The sequence below is a fragment of the Pseudoflavonifractor sp. SW1122 genome, from assembly GCF_012027765.1.
Classification (GTDB): domain Bacteria; phylum Bacillota; class Clostridia; order Oscillospirales; family Oscillospiraceae; genus Enterenecus; species Enterenecus faecium.
The window spans coordinates 16718-42970 of sequence record NZ_SJOS01000002.1; the positions used below are offsets into that span (position 1 = coordinate 16718).

The 26253-nt window shown below is 58.9% G+C and carries 28 protein-coding genes; 16 read left to right on the forward strand and 12 right to left on the reverse strand.

Annotated elements, in window-relative coordinates; genetic code table 11:
* Positions 1 to 20 precede the first annotated feature (20 nt).
* The 12 genes from ispG to E0L15_RS00840 all read left to right on the forward strand — a co-directional run bounded on the left by ispG (position 21) and on the right by E0L15_RS00840 (position 12524).
* Positions 21 to 1058 carry a flavodoxin-dependent (E)-4-hydroxy-3-methylbut-2-enyl-diphosphate synthase gene (gene ispG / locus E0L15_RS00785; RefSeq protein ID WP_087371405.1) on the forward strand — a complete coding sequence of 346 codons (1038 nt, stop codon included), beginning with the start codon at positions 21 to 23 and terminating at the stop codon, positions 1056 to 1058.
* 15 nt (positions 1059 to 1073) lie between these two features.
* A complete protein-coding gene (locus E0L15_RS00790) occupies positions 1074 to 5192 on the forward strand; it encodes a PolC-type DNA polymerase III (protein WP_168124199.1) in 4119 nt (1372 codons plus the stop codon).
* Positions 5193 to 5305: 113 nt separating this feature from the next.
* Complete coding sequence (gene hisZ, locus E0L15_RS00795) at positions 5306 to 6472, forward strand: ATP phosphoribosyltransferase regulatory subunit (RefSeq protein WP_168124200.1); 1167 nt, start codon at positions 5306 to 5308, stop codon at positions 6470 to 6472.
* Positions 6469 to 7107 carry an ATP phosphoribosyltransferase gene (gene hisG, locus E0L15_RS00800; RefSeq protein ID WP_168124201.1) on the forward strand — a complete coding sequence of 213 codons (639 nt, stop codon included), beginning with the start codon at positions 6469 to 6471 and terminating at the stop codon, positions 7105 to 7107. Before hisZ ends, hisG begins: the two co-directional genes overlap by 4 nt.
* Positions 7108 to 7126: 19 nt before the next feature.
* Positions 7127 to 8422, forward strand: a complete 1296-nt coding sequence (hisD, locus tag E0L15_RS00805) for a histidinol dehydrogenase (protein ID WP_168124202.1) — start codon at positions 7127 to 7129, stop codon at positions 8420 to 8422.
* Positions 8423 to 8424: 2 nt separating this feature from the next.
* Complete coding sequence (gene hisB, locus E0L15_RS00810) at positions 8425 to 9000, forward strand: imidazoleglycerol-phosphate dehydratase HisB (RefSeq protein WP_168124203.1); 576 nt, start codon at positions 8425 to 8427, stop codon at positions 8998 to 9000.
* A 17-nt stretch (positions 9001 to 9017) separates the two neighbouring features.
* Entirely contained in the window at positions 9018 to 9626 is a 609-nt protein-coding gene (gene hisH, locus E0L15_RS00815) for an imidazole glycerol phosphate synthase subunit HisH (protein WP_168124204.1), read from the forward strand.
* Positions 9623 to 10345 (forward strand): 1-(5-phosphoribosyl)-5-[(5-phosphoribosylamino)methylideneamino]imidazole-4-carboxamide isomerase, encoded by a 723-nt coding sequence (hisA, locus tag E0L15_RS00820; protein WP_168124205.1) that lies wholly within the window; start codon positions 9623 to 9625, stop codon positions 10343 to 10345. Before hisH ends, hisA begins: the two co-directional genes overlap by 4 nt.
* A complete protein-coding gene (gene hisF, locus E0L15_RS00825; protein ID WP_168124206.1) occupies positions 10339 to 11115 on the forward strand; it encodes an imidazole glycerol phosphate synthase subunit HisF in 777 nt (258 codons plus the stop codon). Before hisA ends, hisF begins: the two co-directional genes overlap by 7 nt.
* Positions 11108 to 11428 (forward strand): phosphoribosyl-AMP cyclohydrolase, encoded by a 321-nt coding sequence (gene hisI, locus E0L15_RS00830; protein WP_168124207.1) that lies wholly within the window; start codon positions 11108 to 11110, stop codon positions 11426 to 11428. The genes hisF and hisI overlap by 8 nt, the downstream gene beginning before the upstream one ends.
* Positions 11429 to 11467: 39 nt before the next feature.
* A complete protein-coding gene (hisE, locus tag E0L15_RS00835) occupies positions 11468 to 11794 on the forward strand; it encodes a phosphoribosyl-ATP diphosphatase (RefSeq protein ID WP_087231758.1) in 327 nt (108 codons plus the stop codon).
* A gap of 1 nt (position 11795) precedes the next feature.
* A complete protein-coding gene (locus E0L15_RS00840; protein ID WP_168124208.1) occupies positions 11796 to 12524 on the forward strand; it encodes a Bax inhibitor-1/YccA family protein in 729 nt (242 codons plus the stop codon).
* A gap of 349 nt (positions 12525 to 12873) precedes the next feature.
* On the opposite strand, the gene E0L15_RS00845 is transcribed toward E0L15_RS00840, so the two are convergent.
* The 5 genes from E0L15_RS00845 to E0L15_RS00865 are packed head-to-tail and all read right to left on the reverse strand — an operon-like array spanning position 12874 to position 18368.
* On the reverse strand, positions 12874 to 13833 hold the full coding sequence (locus E0L15_RS00845) for an SGNH/GDSL hydrolase family protein (protein WP_168124209.1): 960 nt from the start codon (positions 13831 to 13833) through the stop codon (positions 12874 to 12876).
* A gap of 14 nt (positions 13834 to 13847) precedes the next feature.
* A complete protein-coding gene (locus E0L15_RS00850) occupies positions 13848 to 15440 on the reverse strand; it encodes an MBOAT family protein (protein WP_168124210.1) in 1593 nt (530 codons plus the stop codon).
* A 1-nt stretch (position 15441) separates the two neighbouring features.
* Positions 15442 to 15672 carry a phosphopantetheine-binding protein gene (locus E0L15_RS00855; RefSeq protein ID WP_087231748.1) on the reverse strand — a complete coding sequence of 77 codons (231 nt, stop codon included), beginning with the start codon at positions 15670 to 15672 and terminating at the stop codon, positions 15442 to 15444.
* A gap of 10 nt (positions 15673 to 15682) precedes the next feature.
* Positions 15683 to 16861, reverse strand: coding sequence for an alanine racemase (locus E0L15_RS00860; RefSeq protein WP_347565957.1), 1179 nt, complete (start codon positions 16859 to 16861; stop codon positions 15683 to 15685).
* The gene (locus E0L15_RS00865; RefSeq protein ID WP_168124211.1) at positions 16854 to 18368 is read right to left on the reverse strand and encodes an amino acid adenylation domain-containing protein; all 1515 of its coding nucleotides are present in this window, start codon (positions 18366 to 18368) and stop codon (positions 16854 to 16856) included. Before E0L15_RS00865 ends, E0L15_RS00860 begins: the two co-directional genes overlap by 8 nt.
* 263 nt (positions 18369 to 18631) lie before the next feature.
* Here E0L15_RS00865 and trpS point away from each other — a divergent pair, with 263 nt between their 5' ends.
* Positions 18632 to 19645: a tryptophan--tRNA ligase gene (trpS, locus tag E0L15_RS00870; RefSeq protein ID WP_087231741.1), complete on the forward strand. Its 1014-nt coding sequence runs from the start codon at positions 18632 to 18634 to the stop codon at positions 19643 to 19645.
* Positions 19646 to 19649: 4 nt separating this feature from the next.
* Here trpS and E0L15_RS00875 read toward each other — a convergent pair whose 3' ends face one another.
* From E0L15_RS00875 to E0L15_RS00885, 3 genes are read right to left on the reverse strand one after another with little or no spacing between them, the layout of a single operon-like run.
* Entirely contained in the window at positions 19650 to 19970 is a 321-nt protein-coding gene (locus E0L15_RS00875) for a hypothetical protein (protein ID WP_087371359.1), read from the reverse strand.
* Positions 19963 to 20361, reverse strand: a complete 399-nt coding sequence (locus tag E0L15_RS00880) for a hypothetical protein (RefSeq protein WP_087231734.1) — start codon at positions 20359 to 20361, stop codon at positions 19963 to 19965. Before E0L15_RS00880 ends, E0L15_RS00875 begins: the two co-directional genes overlap by 8 nt.
* A 22-nt stretch (positions 20362 to 20383) precedes the next feature.
* A complete protein-coding gene (locus tag E0L15_RS00885) occupies positions 20384 to 20650 on the reverse strand; it encodes a hypothetical protein (protein WP_087231731.1) in 267 nt (88 codons plus the stop codon).
* A gap of 81 nt (positions 20651 to 20731) precedes the next feature.
* Here E0L15_RS00885 and E0L15_RS00890 point away from each other — a divergent pair, with 81 nt between their 5' ends.
* Positions 20732 to 21190, forward strand: a complete 459-nt coding sequence (locus tag E0L15_RS00890) for a YfcE family phosphodiesterase (protein WP_087231728.1) — start codon at positions 20732 to 20734, stop codon at positions 21188 to 21190.
* Between the two features lie 51 nt (positions 21191 to 21241).
* On the opposite strand, the gene E0L15_RS00895 is transcribed toward E0L15_RS00890, so the two are convergent.
* Genes E0L15_RS00895 through E0L15_RS00910 form a run of 4 tightly spaced genes read right to left on the reverse strand, consistent with a single transcriptional unit; the run spans position 21242 to position 23701 of the window.
* Entirely contained in the window at positions 21242 to 21466 is a 225-nt protein-coding gene (locus E0L15_RS00895) for a DUF378 domain-containing protein (RefSeq protein ID WP_087231725.1), read from the reverse strand.
* A gap of 60 nt (positions 21467 to 21526) precedes the next feature.
* Positions 21527 to 21928 (reverse strand): cytidine deaminase, encoded by a 402-nt coding sequence (gene cdd / locus E0L15_RS00900; RefSeq protein ID WP_168124212.1) that lies wholly within the window; start codon positions 21926 to 21928, stop codon positions 21527 to 21529.
* Positions 21929 to 21945: 17 nt separating this feature from the next.
* On the reverse strand, positions 21946 to 22743 hold the full coding sequence (locus E0L15_RS00905; protein WP_168124213.1) for a ZIP family metal transporter: 798 nt from the start codon (positions 22741 to 22743) through the stop codon (positions 21946 to 21948).
* Between the two features lie 43 nt (positions 22744 to 22786).
* Entirely contained in the window at positions 22787 to 23701 is a 915-nt protein-coding gene (locus E0L15_RS00910) for a LysR family transcriptional regulator (RefSeq protein WP_168124214.1), read from the reverse strand.
* A 77-nt stretch (positions 23702 to 23778) separates the two neighbouring features.
* Between E0L15_RS00910 and E0L15_RS00915 the strand changes: the two genes are divergently transcribed.
* Positions 23779 to 24879, forward strand: a complete 1101-nt coding sequence (locus E0L15_RS00915) for a YeiH family protein (protein ID WP_168124215.1) — start codon at positions 23779 to 23781, stop codon at positions 24877 to 24879.
* A gap of 19 nt (positions 24880 to 24898) precedes the next feature.
* Positions 24899 to 25798 carry an NAD(P)/FAD-dependent oxidoreductase gene (locus tag E0L15_RS00920; protein ID WP_168124216.1) on the forward strand — a complete coding sequence of 300 codons (900 nt, stop codon included), beginning with the start codon at positions 24899 to 24901 and terminating at the stop codon, positions 25796 to 25798.
* Positions 25799 to 26253: the final 455 nt, after the last annotated feature.

Sequence of the window (26253 nt, forward strand, 5' to 3'; positions counted from 1 at the left end):
TGTAAAGGAAGTGACCTTACATGACTCGACAAATTCATGTGGGGAACGTCGCCATCGGAGGTGGCGCCCCCGTCTCCATCCAATCCATGACCAACACCCCCACCCATGACGTGGAGGCCACCCTGGCCCAGATTCGGGCCCTGGCGGCAGCTGGCTGTGAGATCGTCCGGGTGGCCGTCCCCGATGAGCGGGCCGCCCAGGCGGTGGCCGCTTTGAAGGCGGGCAGCCCGCTGCCCCTGGTGGCGGACATCCACTTCGACTATCGGCTGGCCCTCACCGCTGTGGAGGGGGGCATTGATAAAATCCGCATCAACCCCGGCAACATTGGCGGGGAAGACCGGGTGGAAGCGGTGGCCAAAGCCTGCAAGGAGCGGGGCATCCCCATCCGCATCGGCGTCAACGGCGGCTCTCTGGAGAAGCCCCTGCTGGAGAAATACGGCGGCCCCACCCCAGAGGCCCTGGTGGAGAGTGCCCTGGGCCACGTGGCCCTGCTGGAGAAGTACGGCTTTGAGGACATCTGCATCTCCATGAAGTCCTCCTCGGTGCCCACCACCATGCGGGCCTATCAGCTCATGGCCCAGAAGTATGACTTCCCCCTGCACCTGGGCGTCACCGAGGCGGGCACTGCCGACATTGGCTCCATCAAGTCCGCCGCTGGCATCGGCGGCCTGCTGGGCCTGGGCATTGGCGACACCTTCCGAGTCACCCTCACCGCCGACCCGGTGGAGGAGATCGTGTTGGCCAAGAAGATTCTCAAGGCGGTGGGCCTGCGTAAGGACGGCCCCGAGCTCATCTCCTGTCCTACCTGTGGCCGGACCCAGATCGATCTTATCCCCATGGCCCACAAGGTGGAGGAGCTTTTGAAGGGCGTGGACAAGCCCATCACCGTGGCTGTGATGGGGTGTGTGGTCAACGGACCTGGAGAGGCCCGCCACGCCGACGTGGGCATCGCCGGAGGCAAGGGGGAGGGCGTGCTCTTCCTCCATGGGGAGATTGTGGACAAGGTCCCGGAGGACCAGCTCATTCCCCGTCTCATGGCCCTTATTGATACCCTGTGACAAGGAGTACATTTCATGTCAGACAAGCAAGTGACATTTCAAGAGACCTTTGGTCAATACCCCTTCCCCGAAGGGGTATTGACTTCTTTTGCAGCCTACCCCACCCGGGTGAAGGTGAATCGCCAGGCCCGCACCATGACGGTGGAGCTGGAGGGGGAGCAATTGGCCCCCAACCTGGTGGATCAGGTCCAGCAGAGCTTGGCCCGGGCCTTCCACCTGCACCAGGCGTTGGTGGAGTTCCATGCCGCCCAGGCGGAGGTGCAGCCTGCCCCGGTGGCAGTGGAGACACCCCCAGCGGCATCTCAGCCCGCCCCTGGTGGGGACCTGTACGCCCAGCTGGAGGCCATGCGCCGCAAGGTGCTCAATCAGAGCATGCCCGGCGGCGGCCACGGCAAGCCCAAGGTCAAGCAACTCTACGGCAAGATCAACGGCAAGAAAAAGCCGGTGCCCCTGGGAGAGCTGCAATTGGATATGGGCAGCGTGCTGGTGGAGGGCACCGTGTTCAACGTAGAGCACCGGGAACTGCCCAAGCGCAAGGCGTGGGTGATCTGCTTTGACATCACCGACAACACCGGCTCCATCCGGGTCAATCAGTTCCTGGAGGGAGAGGTGGCCAATCCCATCGTCAAGGGCATCAAAAAGGGCCAGCGGGTCCAGGTCCAGGGGCGGCTGAATGTGAGCCGTTTTGAAAACGACATGGTGCTGGAGCCCTACGGCATCAACGAGGTGCCCATGCCCGAGGGGCGCAAGGACACCGCCGAGGAGAAGCGCATTGAGCTCCACCTCCACACCAAGATGTCCATGATGGACGCTCTGTGCGATGGCAAGGCCATTGTCAAGCGGGCCATCGAGTGGGGCCATCCCGCCATCGCCATCACCGACCACGGTGTGGTGCAGTCCTTCCCCGATGCCTACAACGCCTCGGGCCGAGGGGAGAAAATCAAGGTGCTCTACGGCGTGGAGGCCTACTATCAAAACGACGTGGACGAGCGGGTGTCGGTGCACGGCCCCGGGGACATGCCTCTGGATGGAGAGTTTATCGCCTTTGACCTGGAGACCACCGGACTGGACCCCAACACGGATGCCATCATTGAGATTGGCGCTGTGCGCATGCGGGGGGAGGAGGTGCTGGAGCACTACTCCACCTTTGCAGACCCTGGCCACCCCTTGAGCCCCAAGACGGTGTCTCTGACCAGCATCACCGACGAGATGGTACGGGGGGCTCCCAAGCCCGCCCAAGCGGTGGCGGATTTCCTGGCCTGGGCTGGGGACACCCCCCTGGTGGCCCACAATGCGGAGTTTGACACCGGTTTTGTCCGGGCTTACTGCCAGAGAGCGGGCCGGGACTTTGACCCCCTCTATTTTGATACCCTTATTCTGGCCCAGTACCTGTGCCCTCAGCTGAACAACCACAAGCTGGACACCGTGTCCACCCACCTGGGGCTGCCTCCCTTCCACCACCACCGGGCAGACGACGACGCCGCCATCTGCGGCCAGATTTTTGCCGCCATGATTCCCATGCTGGAAGAGCTGGGGGTGGAGCGGGTGTCCCAGATCAACGGGGCTCTGGCAGGGAAGAAGCGGGGTGGACGGGGACGCCGCAGCGCCAACCACCTCATATTGCTGGCCAAGAACCAGACTGGCCTGCGCAACCTCTACAAGCTGGTGTCTCTGTCCCATCTGGAGCACTTCAACCGCTTCCCCATCATGCCCAAGTCTATCATCAACGAGAACCGAGAGGGACTCATTGTGGGCTCCGCCTGTGAGGCAGGAGAGCTGTTCCGGGCAGTGGTGGACGGCAAGGACGACCGGGAGCTGGAGCGCATTGCCTCCTGGTACGACTACTTGGAGATTCAACCCCTGTCCAACAACGCCTACATGCTCCGGCCAGACAAGGAGGGGCGGCGTATTGCCCAGTCCCTGGAGGACCTGCGCAACTTCAACCGGAAGATCGTGGAGCTGGGCCACAAGCTGGGCAAGCCGGTGTGCGCCACGGGCGACGTCCACTTTACAGACCCAGAGGAGGAGATTTACCGCCACATCCTTTTGGCCGCCAAGGAGTTTGACGACGCCGATAGCGAGAACCCCCTGTACTTCCGCACCACCGACGAGATGCTGAAAGAGTTTGCCTACCTGGGGGCGGAGACCGCCCATGAGGTGGTCATTGACAGCCCGGCTCTGGTGGCCTCCTGGTGCGACAACGTGCGGCCTCTGCCCGACGGCCTGTTTACCCCCAAGCTGGAAAACTCTGAGGGCGAGCTGAAGGACCTGGTGTGGGGCAAGGCCCACGCCCTGTACGGGGAGAACCCGCCCCAGATTGTGGTGGACCGCATCAACGCTGAGTTGAAAGACATCATTGGCTGTCACTACGACGTCATTTACATGTCCGCCCAGAAGCTGGTGCAGAACTCCCTGGAGCACGGCTACCTGGTGGGCTCCCGTGGTTCGGTGGGCTCGTCCTTGGTGGCCTTCATGTCGGGCATCACCGAGGTAAACTCGCTGCCCGCCCACTACCGCTGCCCCAACTGTAAGCACTCCGACTTCGACTACGCCGTAGAGCACGGCTACGGCTGCGGCGCCGATATGCCGGACATGAAGTGCCCGGTGTGCGGGGCGGACTACGCCAAGGACGGCTTTAATATCCCCTTCGAGACCTTCCTGGGCTTCGGCGGCGACAAGGTACCGGATATCGACCTGAACTTCTCCGGGGAATACCAGTCCAGCGCCCACAAGTACACCTTTGAGCTCTTCGGCAGCAACCACGTGTTCCGAGCGGGCACCATCGGCACGGTGGCCGAGAAGACCGCCATCGGCTACGTGCGCAAGTACCTGGAGCGAGTAGGCCGCTACAACGTGCCCTTTGCTGAGGTGCTGCGCCTGGCCCGTGGCTGTATGGGGGTCAAGCGCACCACCGGACAGCACCCCGGCGGCATGGTGGTTATTCCCCAGGATAAGGAAATCTACGACTTCTGCCCGGTGCAGCACCCGGCGGACGACAAGGACTCGGATATCATTACCACCCATTTCGAATATCACTCCATGGAGTCCAACCTCTTGAAGCTGGACATGCTGGGCCACGATGACCCGTCCATGATTCGTATGCTCCAGGATATCACCAAGGTGGACCCCCAGAAAATTCCTCTGGACGACCCGGACACCATGAGTCTGTTCACTACTTCCGAGAAACTGGGCTTTATGGATGACCCCATCCTGGGCCCCACCGGAGCGGTGGCTATCCCTGAGTTCGGCACCTCCTTTGTGCGTGGCATGCTGGAGGACACCCACCCCAACCAGTTCGACATTCTGGTGCGTCTGTCCGGCTTCTCCCACGGCACCGACGTGTGGCTGGGCAACGCCAAGGACCTCATCACTTCGGGCACCGCCCAGGTTAACGAGGCCATCGGCTGTCGTGACGATATTATGATCTTCCTTATCTCCAAGGGCTTCAAAGACACCCGGGCCTTTAAGATCATGGAGTCGGTGCGAAAGGGCAGAGGTCTGCCCGAGGGGGCCGAGGACGAGATGAAGGAGCACGGGGTGCCCCAGTGGTACATTGACTCCTGTAAGAAGATCGCCTACCTGTTCCCCAAGGCCCACGCCGTGGCCTACGTGATGATGGCCTTCCGCATTGCCTGGTATAAGGTGCATCGACCCCTGGCGTTCTACGCCGCCTACTTCTCCATCCGGGCCAAGGCCTTCGACGAGAAGTACATGTGCCGAGGCATTGAGGTGGTCAAGCAGAAGATGAAGGAGATTCAGGCCAAGAAAAACGCCAAGGACAAGGCAGATCGCCCCTCTGCGGTGGAAGAGGATATGCTGGTGACCTTGGAAGTGTGCTACGAGTTCTATCTCCGTGGCCTCACCTTCGCCCGCATGGATATCTCCCGCTCCCACGCCATCAACTTCCTGGTGGACGAGGAGCGCAACGCCCTCATCCCGCCCTTTACTTCGGTGGCTGGCCTGGGTGAAACCGTGGGCTGGGACATCATGGAGAAGCGAAAGGGGAAGACCTTCATCTCCATTGAGGAGTTCTCCCTGGCCTGTACCAAGGTGTCCAACACCCATCTGCAACAGTTGAAAGAGGCGGGGGCCTTTGGCGACCTGCCGGACAGCAGCCAGTTTTCTTTCTTTTGATCTATGATATAAGCCCCCTGCACAAGGGGGCTTTGTCATACCCCCCGTTGACAATCGGTCGATTCTGTGGTATATTCACTACACTAGCGAGCTAAAGAAAGGCTGGAAACACCATGAACATACACTTCAATACCCCTGAGGGGACCCGGGACCGGCTCTTTGCCGAGTGCCTGGAGCGGCGTCAGGTGCAGAGTGCCCTGGTGGACTTGTTCCGCCGCCGGGGCTATGCAGAGGTCATCACTCCCGAGGTGGAGTTTTACGACCTGTTTGTCTACTCGGGGAGCCCGTTGCCCCAGGAGACCATGCTGAAAATCATTGACCGATCGGGCAAGATCATGGTCATGCGCCCGGACACCACCACACCCATTGCACGGCTGGCGGCTACCAAGCTGAAGACCCTGCCGCTGCCCCAGCGGCTGTACTACGATCAGACCGTGTTCCGCTCTGGGAACGCCCACGAGGGTGGCAGCAGCGAGATTGCCCAGTGTGGCGTGGAGATGCTGGGTGCCACGGGGATGAAAGCGGACCTGGAGATGATTACCCTGGCGGTGGATGCCCTGCGGGCCTGTGGCCTCAGCGGATTCCACATCGAGGTGGGCCATGTGGGCTTTTATCAGGACCTGGCCAGCCGCATGAACATGCCCCAGGAGGAGCAGGAGCGGATGCGGCTGCTCATTGAGGGCAAGAACTACGCCGTCCTCAACGACTTCCTGGAGCCCTATTCCGCCCAACCCGATTGTGCCGCCCTCCGCCGTCTGCCGTACCTGTTCGGCGGGGCAGAGGTGCTGGAGGAGGCCCGGACGCTGGCCGGGGCGTGTACCAGCCTGGACTATCTGGAGCTTTTGTACCGGGAGCTGTGCCAGGCGGGGTATGGCGACTGGGTGCAATTTGATCTCGGTCTGGTCCATCAGATTGACTACTATACGGGCGTGGTGTTCCGAGGCTACGCCAACGGGGCAGGGGCCCCGGTGCTGTCCGGTGGCCGATACGACAACCTGGTGGAGCTGTTCGGCAGACGGGCAGAGGCCACGGGCTTTGCCGTGGACGTGGACGCCGTGGGCGGCTGTCTGGAGGTAGAGGTGCCCCAGCTGCGCACCGTCATCCACTATGAGAGCGGCCTGCTGGGGCGGGCTCTGGAGGTCATGGACCGCCTGCCCGCTGGCACCTGTGAGCTGTCCCCCTGCCGCACCCTGTCCAGCACCATGAATTTGGCCAGTGAGAAGGGTGCCTTGCAAGTGCTGTGCCTGGACAATTCCGGAGAGAGGTGGTTGGAGGTATGAGTCAGCGACTGAGAATCGCCCTGACCAAGGGGCGTCTGCAAGACAAATCGGTGGAGCTATTTGAGAAGATGGGGCTGGACTGCACCCCCATCCGGCACCCAGGGCGGCGGCTCATCCACTCGGTACCCAACTACCCCTTGGATGCAGTGCTGGCCAAGGCCCCCGATGTCATCACCTATGTGGAGCACGGGGTGTGTGATTTGGGTATTGTGGGCAAGGACACCATTCTGGAAAAGGGGGGCGCCTTCTACGAGGTTCTGGACCTGGGCTTTGGGCGGTGTCGGTTTGCCCTGGCCGTGAAAGAGGGCACCGACTTCTACGCCACCTATAAGACCCGCCGGGTGGCCTCCAAGTACCCCGCTGTCACCCGGGCGTTCTTTGAGCGCAAGGGGATGGACGTGGACATTATCAAGATTGAGGGCAGCGTGGAGCTGGCTCCCATCTTGGGGCTGGCTGACGGCATCGTGGATATCGTGGAGACGGGGGCCACCCTGAAAGAGAATGGCCTCACCCCCATCGAGGATGTGGCCCAGGTGTCTGCCCGGCTCATTGTGAATACCGCCAGCATGAAGCTGCACAAACAGGAGATTTTAGACTTCATCCAGCAGTGCCAGGCCAACCTGTCCGGCACTTGAGAGAAAAGGGGAGAAGGATATGTTGGAATTGGTGGTGGCCGGAGAAGGCCGAGAACAGGAGAAATTGGCGTCCATGCGCTCCCGTGCCGCCCAGACTGGGGCGGAGATTCAGCGCAGTGTGGCGGCCATCATGGAAGATGTGCGGGCCCGGGGCTACGAAGCGGTGGAGGAGTACTCCGTGAAATTTGACCAAAACCCTCCCCGAGAGGTGTCCATGGAGGAGCTGGAGCAGGCGGCGGGGCGGATTGCCCCGGACCTGCTGGCTGCCCTCCAGCGCAGCGCCCAGCACATCCGGGCCTATCAGCAGGAGCTGTTGAGCGAGGTGCAGATGGGCCTTCGTCTGTGGGACAGCCCCAGCGGGGGCAAGGTGGGGCGGCTGGTCCGCCCCTTGCAGCGGGTGGGGGTGTACGTCCCCGGTGGCCGTGCCGCCTACCCCAGCTCGGTGCTCATGAATGTGATTCCTGCCAAGGTGGCGGGGGTGGAAGAGGTTATCATGGTCACCCCGCCCACGGAAAACCTCAGCGACGTGGTGCTGGCCGCCGCCTGGGTGGCAGGTGTGGACCGATGCATCGCTGTGGGCGGCGCTCAGGCGGTGGCCGCCCTCACCTATGGGGCGGGCTTCATCCCCCGGGTGGACAAGCTGGTGGGCCCGGGCAACGCGTTTGTGGCGGAGGCCAAACGCATGGCCTACGGCAACCTGGACATTGACATGGTGGCGGGTCCCTCCGAGGTGCTGGTCATCGCCGATCAAACCGCCAACCCCTGCCACATGGCTGCCGACCTGCTCAGTCAGGCCGAGCACGACCCCCTGGCCTCGGCAGTGCTCCTCACCGACAGCATGGAGCTGGCTCAGGCGGTGCAGAAAGAGATCACCCGCCAGTTGGGCTATTTAAGCCGCCGGGAGATCATGGAGCAGTCCCTGCGGGACTTCGGCTGCGCCATCATCTGCCCCGACTTGGAGACCTGCGCCAGACTGGCAGATCAGGTGGCCCCGGAGCACATGGAGATCGTCACAGAGGACCCCCGCCGAGTGCTGGAGCTGGTACATAATGCCGGGGCCATCTTCCTGGGCGGCAATACCCCGGAGCCTCTGGGGGACTACATGGCAGGGCCGGACCACGTGCTGCCCACCAGCGGCACCGCCCGATTCTTCTCCCCCTTGTCGGTGGACTCCTTTGTGAAAAAGACCAGCGTGCTGGAGTATGGCCGGGAGGACCTGGAGCGGGTGAAGGATGAGATCATCACCCTGGCCCAGTCCGAGCACCTCACCGCCCACGCCAACTCCATCCAGGTGCGCTTTGCAGAGGAGGACTGACCATGAGATGCGCAGAAATCAGCCGTAAGACCAAGGAGACGGACATTTCCCTCTCCCTCTGCCTGGAGGGGGGAGCGGTGTCCGTGTCCACGGGCATCGGATTTTTTGACCATATGCTCACCGCTCTGGCCTTTTACGCCGGGTGGGGGCTCACCCTCCGGGTGGAGGGGGACCTGTACGTGGACGGCCACCACACCGTGGAGGACACGGGCATCGTGCTGGGCCAGGCCTTTCGCCAGGCCCTGGGAAATAAAAACGGCATCCGCCGCTTTGGCACCGCCTATGTGCCCATGGACGAGGCTCTGTGCCGCACGGTGCTGGACTGCTCCAACCGCCCCTATCTGGTGTTCCAGGCGAACATGCCCCAGCCCATGATCGGGGGTTATGACAGCTGTCTGACTAAGGAATTTATGCAGGCCTTCGCCGTCCACGGCGGCATTACCCTCCACCAGACCTGCGAGTACGGGGACAACGCCCACCACATCACCGAGGCCTTGTACAAATCCCTGGGAATGGCCCTGAAGGAGGCCGCCCAGGTGGTGGGCAGCGGTGTGACCTCCACTAAAGGGGTACTCTAAAGAAACGAGGAAGCGCTATGAGTTATACCGCCATTGTAGACTACGGGGTGGGGAACCTGAAAAGCGTCTCCAACGCCCTGACCTACGTGGGTCTTGACAACCGCATCACCGGAGACCCCAAGGAGCTGGAGCGGGCCAATTCCATTCTGCTCCCCGGCGTGGGTGCTTTCCCGGATGCCGCCCGCAAGCTGCGCCAGACCGGGCTGGACCAGGCTATCCTTCGCATGGGACAGGACAAGCCGGTGCTGGGCATCTGCCTGGGGATGCAGCTGCTCTTTGCCCAGGGAGAGGAAGGGGAGGCCTGTTCCGGCTTGGGGGTCATCCCCGGCACGGTCCAGCGCATGGAGACCTCCTATAAGCTGCCCCACATCGGCTGGAACAGCTTATCCTTTCCCAACCCCTCGCCTTTGTTCCGAGGGCTAAGTGAAGGGGCCTGGGTGTACTTTGTCCACTCTTTTTCCGGGCGGGCAGCCAATCCCAGCCAGGTCATCGCCACCACGGACTACGGCATGGAGGTGGTGGCCGCCGTGCAAAATGGCAACTTTTTCGGCACCCAGTTCCACCCGGAGAAGAGCGGGGATGTGGGCCTGGAAATCCTAAAGAATTTTGGAGCGATGAACCCATGATCATATTACCAGCCATTGATTTGAAGGACGGGGCTGTGGTACGGCTCTACAAAGGCAGCTTTGACACGGTGCACCAAGTGGCCACCGACCCGGTGACGGTGGCTCGGGCCTTTCAGGAGGCCGGAGCAACCTGGATTCACATGGTGGACCTGGACGGGGCCCGGGATGGCGTGCGCCGCAATGCCCAGCTGGTGCAGGCGGTGGCAACCCTGGGGCTCCAGGTGGAGCTGGGGGGCGGCATCCGCTCTATGGAAGACCTGAAAGCCGTGTTTGCCCTGGGGGTGACCCGGGCGGTGATCGGGTCCGCCGCCGTCTCCAATCCGGAGCTGGTGGCCCAGGCCATCGCCACCTATGGGGCCGACCGCATCGCCGTGGGCATTGACGCCCGGGACGGCAAGGTGAAGACCGCTGGCTGGGAGGTGGACTCCGGGCTGGACTATCTGGACTTTGCCCGACAGATGGAGCGCCTGGGGGTTAAGATCATCATTTTCACCGATATTGAGACCGATGGTATGCTGTCCGGCCCCTCTTTTGGCCGCCTGCAACAGCTACAGAAGGCGGTTTCCTGTCAGCTCATTGCCTCCGGTGGGGTGTCCTGCAACCAGGACATCGTGGACCTGGAGCGTATGGGGGTATACGGGGCCATCATTGGAAAAGCCTACTACGCTGGGGCCATCGACCTGGCCCAGGCGGTGAAGGACGGTGGAGCCCAATGCTAGCCAAACGCATCATCCCCTGCCTGGACGTCCGGGACGGACGGGTGGTGAAGGGGGTCAACTTCGTCAACATCCGGGACGCCGGGGACCCGGTGGAGCTGGCCCGGTACTACTCAGACCAGGGGGCGGATGAGATTGTCTTTCTGGACATCACCGCCACCAGCGACGCCCGGGACACCGTGGAGGACGTGGTGGAGCGCACCGCCAGCCAGGTGTTTGTCCCCCTCACCGTGGGAGGCGGCATCCGTACGGTGGAGGATTTTCGCCGCCTGCTGCGGGCGGGGGCGGACAAGATTTCCGTCAACTCCTCGGCGGTGAAGAATCCTCAGCTCATAGCCGACGCCGCCCAGCTCTTTGGCTCTCAGTGCGTGGTATTGGCTATTGACGCCAAGCGCCGGGAAGAGGGCTGGTTTGAGGTGGTGGTGGCGGGTGGCCGCATTCCCACCGGGCTGGACGCCGTGGAGTGGGCCAAACGGGGCCAGGAGCTGGGGGGGGGGGAAATCCTCCTCACCTCCATGGATGCCGACGGCACCAAGGCAGGATTCGACCTGGAGCTGACCCGGGCGGTGACCAGCGCTGTGACCATCCCGGTGATTGCCTCGGGGGGCTGTGGGGAGCTGAGCCACTTCGCCCAGGTCTTTGAGGAGACCGGGTGCGACGCCGCCCTGGCCGCCAGCCTGTTCCACTTTGGGGAGCTTACGGTTCCCCAGGTGAAAGAATACCTCCGGGAGCAGAATATCCCGGTGCGAGAGAGGGGAGAGGGGCATGTTTGATCTGGATTTGCTCTTTCAAAAGTCAGACCTTATCCCGGTGATTATCCAGGATTCCAACACCCGCCAGGTGCTGATGCTGGGCTTTACCAACCGGGAGGCGGTGGAGAAGACCCTGGAGACCAAAACCGCCTGGTTCTGGAGCCGCAGCCGCCAGAAGCTGTGGAACAAGGGGGAGAGCAGCGGGCATTTTCTCTATGTCAACGAGATCTTTACCGACTGCGATACCGATACCCTGCTGTACCTGTGTACTCCCAAAGGCCCTACCTGTCACACCGGGGCCACCAGTTGTTTTTTTCGGGAAATCGAAGTATAATCAACCTGTACCATGGAATACGATAAGGAGAGGATTCCCATGAACGATACTATGCAGAGCCTGTACTCGGTGGTTCTGGACCGTAGGTCCAATCCCCAGGAGGGCTCCTATACCTGCTACCTGTTTGACAAGGGGCTGGATAAGATCCTCAAAAAGGTGGGAGAGGAGTGTGCGGAGACCATCATCGCCGCAAAGAACGGAGTCAAAGAGGACACCGTGGGCGAGATTTCCGACCTCATCTATCACCTGATGGTGATGATGGCCCAGCAGAACATCCCTCTGGAGGATGTGATGGCCGAGCTGGACCGCCGCAGTTTGAAAATTGGAAATTTGAAAACCATGAAACAAGTGGATCGGGAGACCTGATATGCAACAATATGGTTCTTTTAACCCTGGCGAGTTTGACAGCAGCTACGCTAAGGGAGGAGGGGTGACCCTCAATCTCTATATTTCCCGCACCTTTGGCTGGATGTTCTTAGGGCTTATGGTCACTTTTGCGCTGGCCTGGTATATGGCTGCCAGCGGCCTGGTGATACGGCTGCTGATGACCACGCCCTCCATTTTGATGATACTGCTGGTGGCGGAAATCGCCGTGGTTTTGGTCTTCTCCGCCCGCCTGCATAAGCAATCGGTGCATGTGAGCAGAGGCCTGTTTTTCATCTACTCCATACTCAATGGCGTGGTGTTCTCCGTCTATTTTGTGGCCTTTGATGTGGCGGCGTTGATTTTGGTCTTTGGGTTGACCGCCCTCTTTTTCGGCGGCTTTGCCCTGTATGGCCGATTCACCCACACGGACCTGTCCCGTCTGCGCCCTCTGATTTTCGGCGGGCTCATCTTCCTGGTCATCAGCGGTTTGGTGCTGATGCTCTTTGATATCGGTGCGCTGGATCGACTGGTGTGTATGGTGGGGCTTGTGATTTTCCTGTGTGCCACCGCCTATGACACCCAGAAGATCAAGAAGAACTACGAGTATTTCAGCCATGATGTGGCGCTGCTGGAGCGGGCCTCGATTTACTCCGCCCTCCAGCTGTATTTGGATTTCATCAACCTGTTTTTGTATCTCCTTCGCTTTCTGGGTTCCAGAAGCCGACGGTAATTCAAATCCCCTGTCTAAAAAGACAGGGGGTTTTTGCAAAAAAGGACAGGCTGTCAATAACCTCATATTCATGCAAGAAAAATACATCGTCTTGCACCATAAAAAGCCCTCGGCAGAGTTTTCCCGCCCGGGGGCGGGAAAATAAATCAAAATCTGTTTTTTTCGGGGACATGCGCATCGGAAAAAACACTTCTCAGCCCGCCAGTGTGGTCTTGGGTCGCCCTTTGACCCAAGGCTGCATGCAGCGGGCTGCAACTTCTCGAGAAAATGCTGGCATTTTCGAGAAGCGTGTCGAACTTTTTCGACACGCACAAATGTCCTCCTGCCAATCAGGAGGACATTTGTGTGTTTAGGAAGCTTTGGCCACTTCCGCCTCGTAATCTTGAAGGAGAGTGTTCCAGCTGGCGTATTTGCTGTCTCCCCGACGATCAGAGAACATCTGGGTCCCTTCCAGGTATTTGGCCAGGAATTGAGAGACCTTGACCGTTCCAGTGTGATTCAAGTGATCGCCCCGGTCAAAGGTGTCTTTGGACCAGTCGATGGGAACCTCCTGGGTCCTGGTGTTCAGGTCGATGTATTCCAGGCCCAGCTCGTCCGCCAGCTCCTGAATGCCGTTGTGGCGCTGATAGTTCCAGTTGACGGTGCTGGGGGTACTCAGCAACAGCAGCTTGGCGCCGTGCTCCTCACACAGCTCCTGAATCTGCTCCACCAACAGCCGATTGAGCACGGGAATGGATGCAGTTTTATCCGTGTAGGCCATGTAGTTGGTGGCATCTGCACTGCTGGCTGCACTGCTCAGGCGGTATCCCTTATAGGGCGTGGTGTAGCTGTTGCCGTCGGTGGGGCTGAAATCCTCCCGGGTCATGGTCTTCCAGCGGTCGTGGTAGCGGAGGATGGGCAGGTACCGGGATACCTCATCCATCACCACGGTTTTCGCCGGAATTTGACGGTAGATACACAGGGTTTCCAGAATCACCAGCTTGGGGGACTGGGTCTCAAAGGCACGCTCCAACAGGGTCTTGCTGTAGGAGAGGTACTGGCGGCCGCTGCCGCACACGTAGCTGGTGTATCCGGTGTCTTTCCAGATGAGCAGGGGGGAGATGGAGAAGTAGGACTCGCTGTCTCCCACCACTACCACGTCAATGGAATTTTCGGGTTCTCCCTGAATGCCGTTGGCGATGACCTCTTCCATACCGGCGTCCTTGGTGTTGTTCTTGGGAATGAAGAGAAAGGACAGGCCGTAGAGAATCACCAGAAGCCCCAGGGCAAAGGCGGCAAGGCCCAAGAGGGTTTTTGCGATTTTTACCATGAGATTACCTCCGATTAAAAGCCTGCATAGATGGGGTCAACAGGGATGTAGCCGATACCGTAGGCACCGAAGATGACCAGGAAGCAGATGGCCGCATAATACACGGCAATGCGCACCGGCCAGGACTTGGACACCAGGGTCTCACCCAACTTGACGCCCCGCTCCTGCATAATACCCACAACCAGAAGAAATACCAGGAAGAGCGCCACCAGAACGGTGTCGGGGCCGTCAATGCCGTAGGCAAAGAGGTTGCCCTTGAGGATGGGAGAGAAGGACCAGTCGGTCACCATGCGCCAGGCCATTTTCAGGCCGTTCTTCAGGCCCTCCGCCCGGAAGAACAGCTCACCGATGCACACCAGCACACAGGTTCTAAGGGTCTGCATGAGCCGATAGGCCATGTGGTTGCGGTCAATGTGGAGCCGCTCGGTGACGGTGAGGACCAGAGGTTGCACCAGATTTCCAGCAAAGATCAGGGCGAAATGGTACAGGCCGAAGAAGATGTAGTTCCAGGCCGAACCGTGCCACAGGCCGTTACACAGCCAGACACACAACAGCGCTACGCTGCTGGTGAGGATGGGGCCGTAACGGGGGCCGAAGCGCTTTCTGGCCTTGGAGGTGAGCTTCTTCATGGGCTTGGACATGCTCACCGGGTAGAAGATGTAGTCCTTGAACCAGGTGCCCAGGGTGATGTGCCACCGCTGCCAGAACTCCGAGATGGTGCGGGAGAAGAAGGGACGCTGGAAGTTTTCCGGCAGGGCGACCCCGAAGAGCTGGGCGCTGCCCAGAGCCACGTCGATGGTGCCGGAGAAGTCCATGTACAGCTGAATGGTGTAGCAGATGGCGGCCACGGCGATGATGGAGCCGTTGTACTGGTCGTAGTCGGAAAAGACGTTGAGAATGAAGATGTTCAGTCGGTCCGCCACCACCATCTTCTTGATGATGCCCCACAGGATGCGCTGACCACCCAGCAAGAAGTTGTTCCAGCACATGGGGGGCGCCTCCCACAGCCGCTGGGCGGTCTGCTCATAGCGACAAATGGGGCCCTCCATCATCTGAGGGAAGAAGCCCAGGAACAGAGCCAGGCGGAAGAGGTTGTGGTCGGCCTGAATCTTGCCCCGATACACGTCAATCAGGTAGGACACCGCCTGGAGGGTGTAGAAAGAGATGCCGATGGGGAGCAAGAAGGAGGGCACCGGAAGAATGGCGGGCATGTGGAGGAAGCGCAGCAGGGCGTTTCCGTTGCTGAGGAAGAAGTGGCTGTACTTGAGGGTGAGGAGCAGGCCGATGTGAATGACCACCGCCAGCAGGATGATACCCCGCTGTTGCCGCTGAATGCCAGCACGGATGGCTTTCCGTTGGTCCGACTCCGCCAGTGCCAGCCTTTCCTTCCCGTTGCGTGCGGTCAGTTCCAGCCACAGCCCCAGGTGGTGAATGGACAGAGTGGAAAAGAGTAAGTAGACAATCAGCGACCCGCTCACCGCCCAGAAGAACGCATAGCTGGCCAGCAGCAGAATCACGCGGCGCGCCCGTTGCGGTGTGATGGCATAGAGCCCCACCGTAGCAGGGAGCAGGACGGCCAGGTACTGGGGGGAGAAGTAGGAGGCCATGTTATCCCTCCTCTTGGAGACGTTGAATCATAGCCCAGAGGTTTTGGGCGGAGTTGAAGTTGTGGGGAATGACTTCCACGGTGGGAACGGTGATGTCAAAGGCGTCTTCCAGTTCGGCCACGATGGAGATAATGTCCAGAGAGTTCAGGTGGTGCCCATCAATGAGGTCCTGGCAATTGGCAAAGTCCAGGTCGGGGCGAATTTCCTCCAAGATTTCCAGCAGTTGTTCCATGATAATTACCTCATTTCTGTAGATTTGATGTATTGAGATGGTAGGTTTCAAAGTGGGAGCGCAGCTCGTCCACCTGTCCGTCTGGGTGGCGGTACAGCACGGCGGGCAGGTCCCGGCTGAGGAATAGGGAAATACCCTCGGTCATGCAGTAGGCCCCCGTGCGCTCAAAGGCCAGCACATCTCCCACGTGGAGAGAGGGGAGGGGCAGCTGCTTGACCAGAATGTCATTGATGGTGCATAGAGAGCCACAGATGTTCCACGGCTCCACATTTCCCGGGGAATGGTGGGTGTAGTGGCGGATGGGGGGCAGCTTCATGGCCATGGACTGGCCGTAGTACACCAGCTGGTGCATGCCACCGTCTACAATGGCGTAGTTCTGCTTGTGGTTGCACTTGGCGTCCACTACCCGGGTGAAGTAGGTGCCACAGTGAGCGGCCAGGCTCCGGCCCAGCTCCAGGGTGATGGTGCCGGAGAAGGTCATAGTTTGTAGCAGCTGGGCAAATTGTTCCAGGTACTCGTCCTCCGGGAAGTCATCCTCGGCGTAGTAACTCACCGGGAAGCCGGGGCCAAACTCCAATTCTTCCATGGGATGGCCCAGCAGCTGCTCCAGAGTCTGCAAAAACTCGTCCACCGTGGACAGTTCCCGGGTCAGACGCTTCACCGAGGTCTTCTGGGTGCCGGAGAAGTACTGGATACCCTTAAAGTGGAGCAGCGGATCATTCTGGTGCTGGGTGAGAATCTCGATGATCTCGTCCTTTTCCAGACCAAATTGATTTCCACTGGTCAGCCGCAGCAGCAGGGACACCGGGGAGCCGCTGTCCTGGGCGGTGCAGTGGATGAGATCAAACTGCTCCATGGACTCCACCGTAAAGATGGCCGGAGAGTTGGGCAGGATTTCCTGGATGAACTCTGGGGTCTTGTACACCCCAGATACCACAAACTGGGACAGGGGCAGGCCCTGTTGGGCACAGATGCGGTACTCACCGGGGGAGCACAGCTCCAGCCGCTCCACCAGAGGAGAGAGGTACCCGGCCAGGAAGGGATTTGCCTTGATGGCGTAGCACAGACCTACTCCGGAAGGCAGTTTGGAACGCAGGTAGGAAACCCGCTGTTGCAGCGTTTCCCCGTCAAACAGGTACAGGGGGGTGGCATATTGCGTGAGCAGGGATTGCACAGCGATATCATCCACGGCTACCAGCTCCTTTCATCAGTAATGTGCGGTCAATTTTGCCGTTCTTGTTCAGGGGGAACTGGTCCACCTGACGGAACACATTGGGAATCATATACGGGGGAAGGGTGGGGAGCAGCTGCAAGCGCAGTTCCTTGGAGGTGAGCTCTCCTTGATAGAAGGCATACAGCCGATGTTTTTCGCTGTGGAACACGCAGCAGCACCGATGCACACCGGGGAGATTGGACACAGCCCGCTCAATTTCCTCCAACTCAATACGGTGGCCCATGTGCTTGATCTGGAAGTCCTTGCGACCACAGAAGTGCAGCTCTCCCAGGGTGGAGTATCGGGCCAAGTCTCCGGTGCGATAGATGCGCTCGGGATAGCATGGGTTGAGGGGATTGTTGGGAAAGGCAGCGGCCGTCTGGTCCGGGTTTCGGTAGTAGCCCAAGGCCAGGGCCGAGCCTCGCACACACACCTCGCCCACTACGTTGGGAGAAGTGACCAGCTGGTCGTCTCCGTCCAGTAGGAACACATCCTCGTTGGGAAACGCTTGTCCCATGGGAATGCCGTCGGGATAGGACCGCTCCCGGTCAATGATATGGTATGTACAGTTGCAGGTGATCTCAGTGGGGCCGTACAGATTGACAAATTGGGCGCGGGGCAAGTGCTCCATCCAGATCTTTAGGTGCTTGGCGGGCATCACCTCGCCGCTGAACAGCACCTTGTTCACCGTCTCTGGTGTGCGATAGTCCAAACCGTGGACAGTGGTGATTAAGCACAGAGCGGATACCGCCCATATCAGGGTGGTGGCCCGGTGTTCACACAGGAAATCCAGCAACTGCTGAGGCTGGGAGAACAGGGGGCGGGGCACCAACACCAAGGTGGCGCCGGTGGCCAGGGCAGAGTAGATGTCCTTCACCGATACGTCAAAGTCAAAGGGGGCCTGGTTGGCAATGACGTCCTTCTGGGTAATGGAGAAGATGGGGCAGAAGTGGTCAATGAAATCCAGGGTAGAGCGGTGTCCCACCACTACGGCTTTGGGTACCCCGGTGGAGCCGGAGGTGAAGTTGGCGTAGAGGGGGGCGGTGTCCACGTGGCGCTGCCGGATTTGGGCCAGCAGGGCACGGTCCACAGCGCTTTTCACCAGGTCCTGATAGAGCAGGATGCGGTGAGGCGGAAATACCTCTTCCAGAGCTGCCCGGTGCTCCTCGTCGGTGATGACAAAGGGCGCCTGCAACACCGACTGCATTTGCTGGAGCCGGGAAGTGGGAAGCTGGGTATTAAAGGATACGTAAAAACCGCCGGCATACACAATGCCCCAGAAGGCGCAGAGGTTTTCCACGCTCTTTTCCATATAGACAGCCACAGGCTGTCCCTTGGTCAGGGAGAGGGCCAGGGAGGAGCCCACCCGTCGGCTGTCCTCCAGCGCTTGGGCGAAGGTAATCGACTGCCGCTCGTCCACCAGAGCTGGTTTTTCAGGGTACAGCTGTGCGCTGCGTTCCAGGTATTCCAAAATATTCGTCATAGCGTATCTGTCTCCTATGAGGTGTCAGGGGGAACAGCCCCCTACATGTGTCATAGTATGGGGGATAAATTTTAACACTGCCATGGGTCTTTTCTTAAGAATTCTTAAGGATGTGGAAACAAATTGTAGTAATTACACCCGCTGGTTGCAGCCCTTACAGGGATGTGGTATAATGTGTGGAAAACAGCAAAGGGCTAAAATCAGGCCCATTTATGCCCAATACGGGCGGCTGATTGGGAAAAATAGCAAAGGTTGTGAAGCATATGCAACAGCAAACGGAAAAGAAAGTCATGCTCTCCGGTATTAAGCCCAGCGGGGATTTGACCCTGGGCTCCTATTTGGGCGCCATTAAGAATTGGGCAGCCCGAGCTGAAGAATATGATTGTTACTACTTCATGGCAGACCTGCACTCCATCACCGTGCGTCAGAACCCCGCTGATCTGCGTCGGCGCACTCTGGAGCAGCTGGCCCAGTATATCGCCTGTGGTCTGGACCCGGAGAAGAACACCCTGTTCATCCAGTCCCATGTCCACCAGCATGCCGAGCTGGGCTGGGTGCTCAACTGCTATGCCATGTTTGGCGAACTGTCCCGCATGACTCAGTTTAAGGATAAGTCTGCCAAGAATGCGGACAATATCAACGGCGGCCTCTTCACCTATCCCTCTCTCATGGCCGCGGATATCCTCCTCTATCAGCCCGACTATGTGCCTGTGGGAGAGGACCAGAAGCAGCACGTGGAGCTGACCCGCAACATTGTCCAGCGCTTCAACGGCATTTATGGAGATGTGTTTAAGATGCCCGAGCCCTATATTCCCAAGGTGGGCGCCCGCATCATGTCCCTGACCAACCCCGACTCCAAAATGTCCAAGTCGGAGAATGAGGACACCGGACGGGTGTGCTTGATGGATGACCCCACCGTCATCATGAAGCAGTTTAAGCGTGCCATCACCGACAGCGACCGGGAGAACTGTGTGCGCTATGATCCCGAGCACAAGCCCGGTGTGGCCAACCTGATGACCATTTACTCCTCCGTGACGGGCAAGACCTTCCAGGAGATCGAGCAGGAGTTTGACGGACAGGGCTACGGCGTCTTTAAGCCCGCTGTGGGTGAGGCCGTGGTGGAGTGCCTGCGTCCCATCCGGGAGGAGGCCACCCGCATCATGAAGGACAAGGCCTATTTGGAGAGCGTCTACCGTGACGGCGCAGAAAAAGCCTCCCGCGTGGCCCAGAAGACCCTGCGGAAGGTGTATAAAAAGGTGGGCTTTGTGGCCCCCTAAAGGGTTATGTTTTTTCTTCGTCGCCCCCCAGACCCAACAGCAGCATGAGTCCTAAGGTGATGACCAGTTCCAGGTTATCCCCCTCTAAAAAGAGAAACAGCAGAATGAGTACCAGGAGAATGTCGCCCGTGTCGATGTTTTCCAGGGAGAAATGCTTTCCAAGCCCGTCTAATAGCTGCGTCAGGCCCCCGGACACCTCCCGAAAGATGGCGTTGTTGGCCGGGGGCGTTGGCTGGCTGTGGGGCCGCTCCCGTCGGGGCGGCTCCTGGGCAGGCTGGTCGTCCAATACCATCCAATCGTCATCGTGTAAGTAGTGGCTATACATGGTCATCCTCCTTTGCCCGGAATAGCTCTAGTCCGCTGCGGATGAGCACCGAGAGTTTGGCGATTTGGATGGCTTTGTCCAGCTTGGCGTACCGCTCCGGTTTCACAAAGGGCCTCAGGGCCTGGAGCAGAGCGGTGCGCCGATCGTCCTGTCTACCCATTTGAGAGAAGAGTTTGGCCGCTGTGGACAAGATTTTAGGGTCCAGCTGCCCCACACTCCCCAAGAACCCGGACAAGTCAGAGGGGGCAGAGGGCGGGGAAGGGGCCGGAGCGGAAGCGGATGGAGAGGCGGAATTCTCGCCCCCTTCCAGAGATTTGGCCAGAGACATGATCTGTTCCATGGCCTGGGGATTGGACAAAATCCCCTCCAGTTTTTCTTCCCACTCCGCCATTGGCTTCCCCTCCTGTTTATGGCTATTGGTTGAGATGTTGTTTCATCTTCTCCATGAGTTTGGCCCCTTCCGGGTCCCGCATCAGCTTGCGAATGGCAGAGACCAGGGAAGCGGAATCCCCCTGAGCGGCATGGTTGGCCGCCTGTTCCAGGTCGCCGCCGGTGCTCTTTTGCAGCATGGAGAATAGCTGTTGCGTCTCCGGGGCGTTACGCAGTTCTTCCAGCTTTTTTTGGTCGGACAGCAGCTGTGCGGCCTGCGGATTGTGGAGCAGACCATTCAAGTTTGCCATGGCAATTCCTCCTCTACGGCAGGAGAGCCCTTCTGGCTCGCCTGCTCTATTATATGAGTAAACAAAGAAAAGGTGACTACCATGAAAATACTTGTATTCTCCGACTCCCACAGCGCCATGGGCAAGATGGTGGAGGCCATGGAGCACGAACGGCCCCATCATGTCTTCTTTCTGGGCGACCACTACCGGGACGGTATCGAGCTGTCCCAGCTGTACCCGGATATCCCCATGGACATTGTCCGGGGCAACTGCGACTGGGGCAAGGGCCCAGACCTGCGGGTGGTGGAGCTGGAAGGAGTGCGGTTCCTCCTCACTCACGGACACCTGCAATACGTAAAAAGCGGGCTGGATGAGCTACTCCAGGAGGCAAAAAATCGCCAGGTGCAGGTGGCTTGCTTTGGACACACCCACCTAGCCAAGGTGGTGTACCGGGAGGGTATCTACCTGATGAACCCCGGCTCCGTGGGCGGCTGCCACGCCCGGGAGGGGTACGGCGTCATCGAAGCCCTGGGCGGTTCCGTGAATTTGTTGTTAAAATAAGATACCCGTAAAAAATCCCCGACTTCTCCAAGTCGGGGATTTTTTACGGACTTATCCGTGATAGGTCTGTCGGTTGTCATGGTGTTCCATGGGACGGAACAGCAGGGTGATGCACCACACAGCGGCCAGACCCACCAGCGCATAGATGGTGCGGGCCAGCCAGTTGCCGGAGCCACCACAGATCAGGGCCACCAAGTCAAAGTTGAACAAACCGATGGCGCCCCAGTTCAGACCACCGATAATGGCCAGGGACAAGGCTAATTTGTCTAAAAACACGTGAAAAACCTCCTTTTCTCTGCCACTGGTAGTATGGGCAGGGGAAAGGAGGTTTATTCATCAAACATCGTTGAGCTGTTGAGGGCCAAAGCCGTGGGGCATCAGTTGCTCCAAGGTTACTTCCTGATAGCTTTGGTCTCCTCGGGCCACTAAAATACGTAAATTTGGTTTGAATTCATACAACATTTGGCGACAGGCGCCGCAGGGCCAGCAGTAATCTTCTCCCCGGGAGATCACAGCCAGGGTCTCCCAGTCGTGGGTGTGTCCCTCGCTCACCGCCTTAACTAGCGCCGTGCGCTCAGCACATAAGCACTGCCCATAGGCGGCATTTTCCACGTTGCAGCCAGTAAATACCGTCCCGTCCGAGCACAGCAGCGCCGCCCCAACCGGGAAGTGAGAGTAAGGGGCATAGGCCCGGTCCAGCATGGCGTGGGCCAGAGCGACCAGTTCACGGTCTGTCATAGTTGTACCACCTTTCATTAGTGGGGATGTACGTGGATGTGCAGATGGCTGGAGATGAGGAGCAGACCCAGAGCAAAGCCAATGATGGTGGCCAGAATGGCCCACTTGGAGCGCCACTGCTGGTAGGCCTCGGGGAGTAGTTCAAAGAACACTACATACAGCATGGCACCGCCTGCAATGCTCATGGCCACGGATAGGGCCATGGGGGTCTGATTGCCGATGAAGTAGCCCAGCAGAGCGCCCAGCACCGTGGGAGCGCCGCTGAGGGCGGCCACGCCAATGGCAGACCAGGGCTTGGTGCCGTCGTGGAGGAGGGGAACCGCAATACTCATGCCCTCGGGGATGTTGTGAAAGGCGATGGTGACAGCGGTGAGCAGGCTGGCATAGCAGATGCCCTGTACCGCCACGGTGGTGCCCACCGCCATACCCACCGGCATGTTGTGCAGGGCCACGGCGGCGGCCAGCACAAACCCGGCGGTCTTCAGGTCATGGTGGCCACAGGCACAGTGGTGGGGGTGGTGGTGATCTTCGTGGTGCATGCTCTTGTCAATCCAGGCGTTGAGAGCGAAGGTAATGAGAAAGCCCAGCACCAGGCATACAGGGGGAATGATGAGCTGGTCCACCTGCTCCATGGCCTCGGGAATCATGTCGAAGCAGACAATACACAGCATCAGCCCGGCAGTGAAACTCAAGAGCAGGCTGGTGCCCTTGGGGGACTCTCGCTTGAGCAGCAGAGCCAGCAGGCCACCCAGGGCCAGGCCGCCCACACCGGTGACCGCAGAGAGAAGAATGAGATAAATGAGTTGGGAATGCATGGTGAAACTCCTTTGCAGTTTGGTTGCGCTAACGCCAATGGTATCACTGGACGGGGACTTCGTCAAGGGGGCGTTGACAGTTGCTGTGAAGTTGCTGGCAGATCTCCCGGTATTCCTGGGCAAAACAGCTGTTTTTGCTCCAGATGAAGGTGAACTCGTGGTGCATCTGGAAGTCGGAGATGGGAATCACCTTCACTTTCCCCTCTTTCAATAGATCTTGCACAGCGGCCTGGTAGACGAAGGCGATGCCGCAGTCCTGGAGCAGCAGCCCCACAATGCTGTGCATGTTTTCCACCTGGGCATAGTGGGAGAAGTCGGACACACTCAGGTTGAAGGCTGAGAGGTATTTCTCCAGAATCTCCCGGGTGCCTGAGCCCTTCTCTCGGATGAGCAGTCGCTCCCCCAGCAGGTCCCGCAGGGAGGACACCGGCTTTTGAAAGATGTGGTCTATGGCACATACCGGAAGATATGGCTCCACCCGGTCCACCAAAATGTCGAAGTCCTCCAGGGAGACATAGCCTTCCACCAGAGCGAAGTCGATCTCCCCGGCGTGGAGCAGGTCCACCAGCATTTGGGTGTTGCCATACCGCACCTGGACATTCACGTCTGGGTGCTGTTTGAGATACTGGGACAGAGCGGGGAGGATGGCGTACTCTCCGATGGTACGGGTGGCGCCGAACACCAGAGTTTTCCCCTGGGACCCCGCCTCTTGCATCCGCCGGACCAGGGCTTTCTCGTCGTTGCGCAGGGAACCCATGGTGCGCAGCAGCACCTTACCGGCCGGAGTAAGGGCAATTCGTTTCCCATCCCGGAGAAAGAGAGGACAGCCATAGGTCTTCTCCAGAAAGCGAATGTGTTGGGAGACGGCGGGCTGGGTGATGTGCAGCTCCTCCGAGGCGGCGGTGAAGCTCATATGCCGACATACACTTAAAAAGGTTTCAATGCGAAAGTCCAGCATGGGGAGACCTCCTCGTCAATGATCCTCTATATCATAACGGAAATTTATCTATATATCAATATAAATAATTTTATTTTTTGGAAGAGCCGTATTATAATGCACTTGAACAACAAGAGAGACCAAAATCAGAGAAAGGTGGAATAACGTTGCAGTTCGTGAAAAAGAATGGATATGGAATTTTGCTGTGCCTGGCCATAGCGGTTCCATCTTGGTTTGCAGGGAAAGCATTCCCGATTATTGGTGGGGCGGTCATCGCCATTTTGGCCGGCATGGTAATCACCTTAGTTTGGAAGTGGCGGGAGCCCGTGGACAGCGGCATCAAGTTCGTCTCCAAGAAGGTGCTGCAGTGGGCGGTGGTGCTCCTGGGCTTTGGAATGGACCTGAACGTGGTGATTCAAACCGGACGCCAATCGCTGCCCATCATCGTGTGCACCATTACGGTGTCCCTGGTGGTGGCGGTTCTCCTCAGCCGATGGATGAACATCCCCGGCAAAGTGGCCACCTTGGTGGGTGTGGGGTCCTCCATTTGCGGCGGCTCCGCCATCGCTGCCACCGCTCCTGTTATTGACGCCGACGAAAACGAAGTGGCTCAGGCCATCTCTGTGATTTTCTTCTTCAATGTCTTGGCCGCCTTGCTTTTCCCCGCGCTGGGCCAACTGGTGGGCTTTGATACCACGTCCGGCGAGGCCTTCGGTATCTTTGCCGGGACGGCGGTAAATGATACCTCTTCGGTCACGGCCACCGCTGCCACCTGGGACAGCATGTGGAATCTGGGTACCCAGACTCTGGACAAGGCGGTGACTGTGAAGCTGACCCGCACCCTGGCCATCATTCCCATCACTTTGGTGTTGGCTCTGATGCGCACCCGGAAGGAGCGGGGCAACGGCGAGGCCAAAATTCAGATGTCTAAAATCTTTCCCTTCTTCATTCTGTTTTTCATCGCCGCATCGGTGATTACCACCGTGTCCGTGAGCAATGGGATTCCTGCTGCGGTGTTTGATCCCCTGAAGGAGCTGAGCAAGTTCATGATCGTGTTGGCCATGGCTGCCATCGGTCTGAACACCAACATCATCCAATTGGTCAAAAGCGGCGGTAAGCCCATTGCCATGGGTGCCTACTGCTGGGTGGCCATTACCGTTGTGAGTTTGGTCCTGCAATTTGCCCTGGGCCTGATGTAAAAAGAGAGGAGTATGCGATATGTATGATATCATTGTGGTGGGCGCTGGCCCCGCTGGGATTAGTGCTGGTATTTACGGCGTCAGCCGTGGCAAGAAGGTTTTGATTCTGGAGAAAGGCGAGGTGGGCGGTCTCATCGGGAAGGTCTCTACGGTCACCCACTATACAGGTATCGTCCCTGGAGAGACGGGAGACTCCTTTGCCGCTCGGATGCGGGAACAGGCGGAGAGCGCCGGAGTGGAAATCCGTCGGGAGACGGTGGAGCAGGTCCAGATGCAAGGAGACGTGAAGACGGTGGTCACAGACCAGGGCCAGTATACCTGCAAAAAGCTCATCCTGGCCAATGGTACCACCGGGCGCAAGCTGGGGATTCCCGGAGAAATGGAGCTGGCAGGAAAGGGTATGGGCATGAACGCCGCCAAGCACGGGGCCAACTATGCGGGAAAGCATGTGTACGTGGTGGGCGGTGCTGACGGCGCTGTGAAAGAAGCCCTGTACCTGGCCAGTCTGGCAGAGAAGGTGACCATCATCCACTTCGAGCCCCAGCTGGGCTGCATTGCGGAGTTCCGAGACAAGGTGAAGAAGACCCGCAACATCCAGTTGATGCTCAACACACGCCTGCACGCCGTCCGCGGGGAGAACCAAGTGGAGCAGCTGGACCTTCGCAGTGAGGTGGACGGCTCCATCACCACCGTGGACGATCCCGGGTGCGGCATCTTTGTCTATGCCGGGACGGTACCCAATACCCAGCTGTATACGGAGCTGGAGCTGCAAGACGGCTACATCCCTGTCAACGACTGGATGGAGACCAGCATTCCCGGTGTCTACGCCGTGGGAGACATTCGGGTCAAGCAGGTGCGTCAGGTAGCCACGGCGGTGGCAGATGGAGCTACTGCCGCAGTTCATGCCTGCATAGGTTGAGCAAAAGTCAACGAGGAGCAAGCATACGCTTGCTCCTCGCAGCCTGTCGAAAAAGGCCACCAAAAGGTGACCTTTTTCGACAGGCTGATGCGCACGCCAAAAGGCGTACGCATGCCAGGTTGGAAGATTATATACTTGTTGAGATGAATGGTGAACGTCGAAAAGCGTCGAATAAAAAATGCCCGCAATCCTCGAAAGGACTGCGGGCGGTAATACCTGTGTTGTTTGCAATGACCCCGGCGGGGGGGGGGTGGTAGTATCTTTGTGTTTATTTGCCATATGCGCCCCTTATGGGGACGACTGGCATACCGCTGTGCTTCCCCTCATCATATGGATGGAGGCGCAAAAATATAGTGGGTTACGAATAACACCAAATAGATGGTAAAAATGTTCGCAACAGCAGATGTGATGTCATAATGTGTTTTGTAAACACTTCTGTAACAGAGATGCACGTA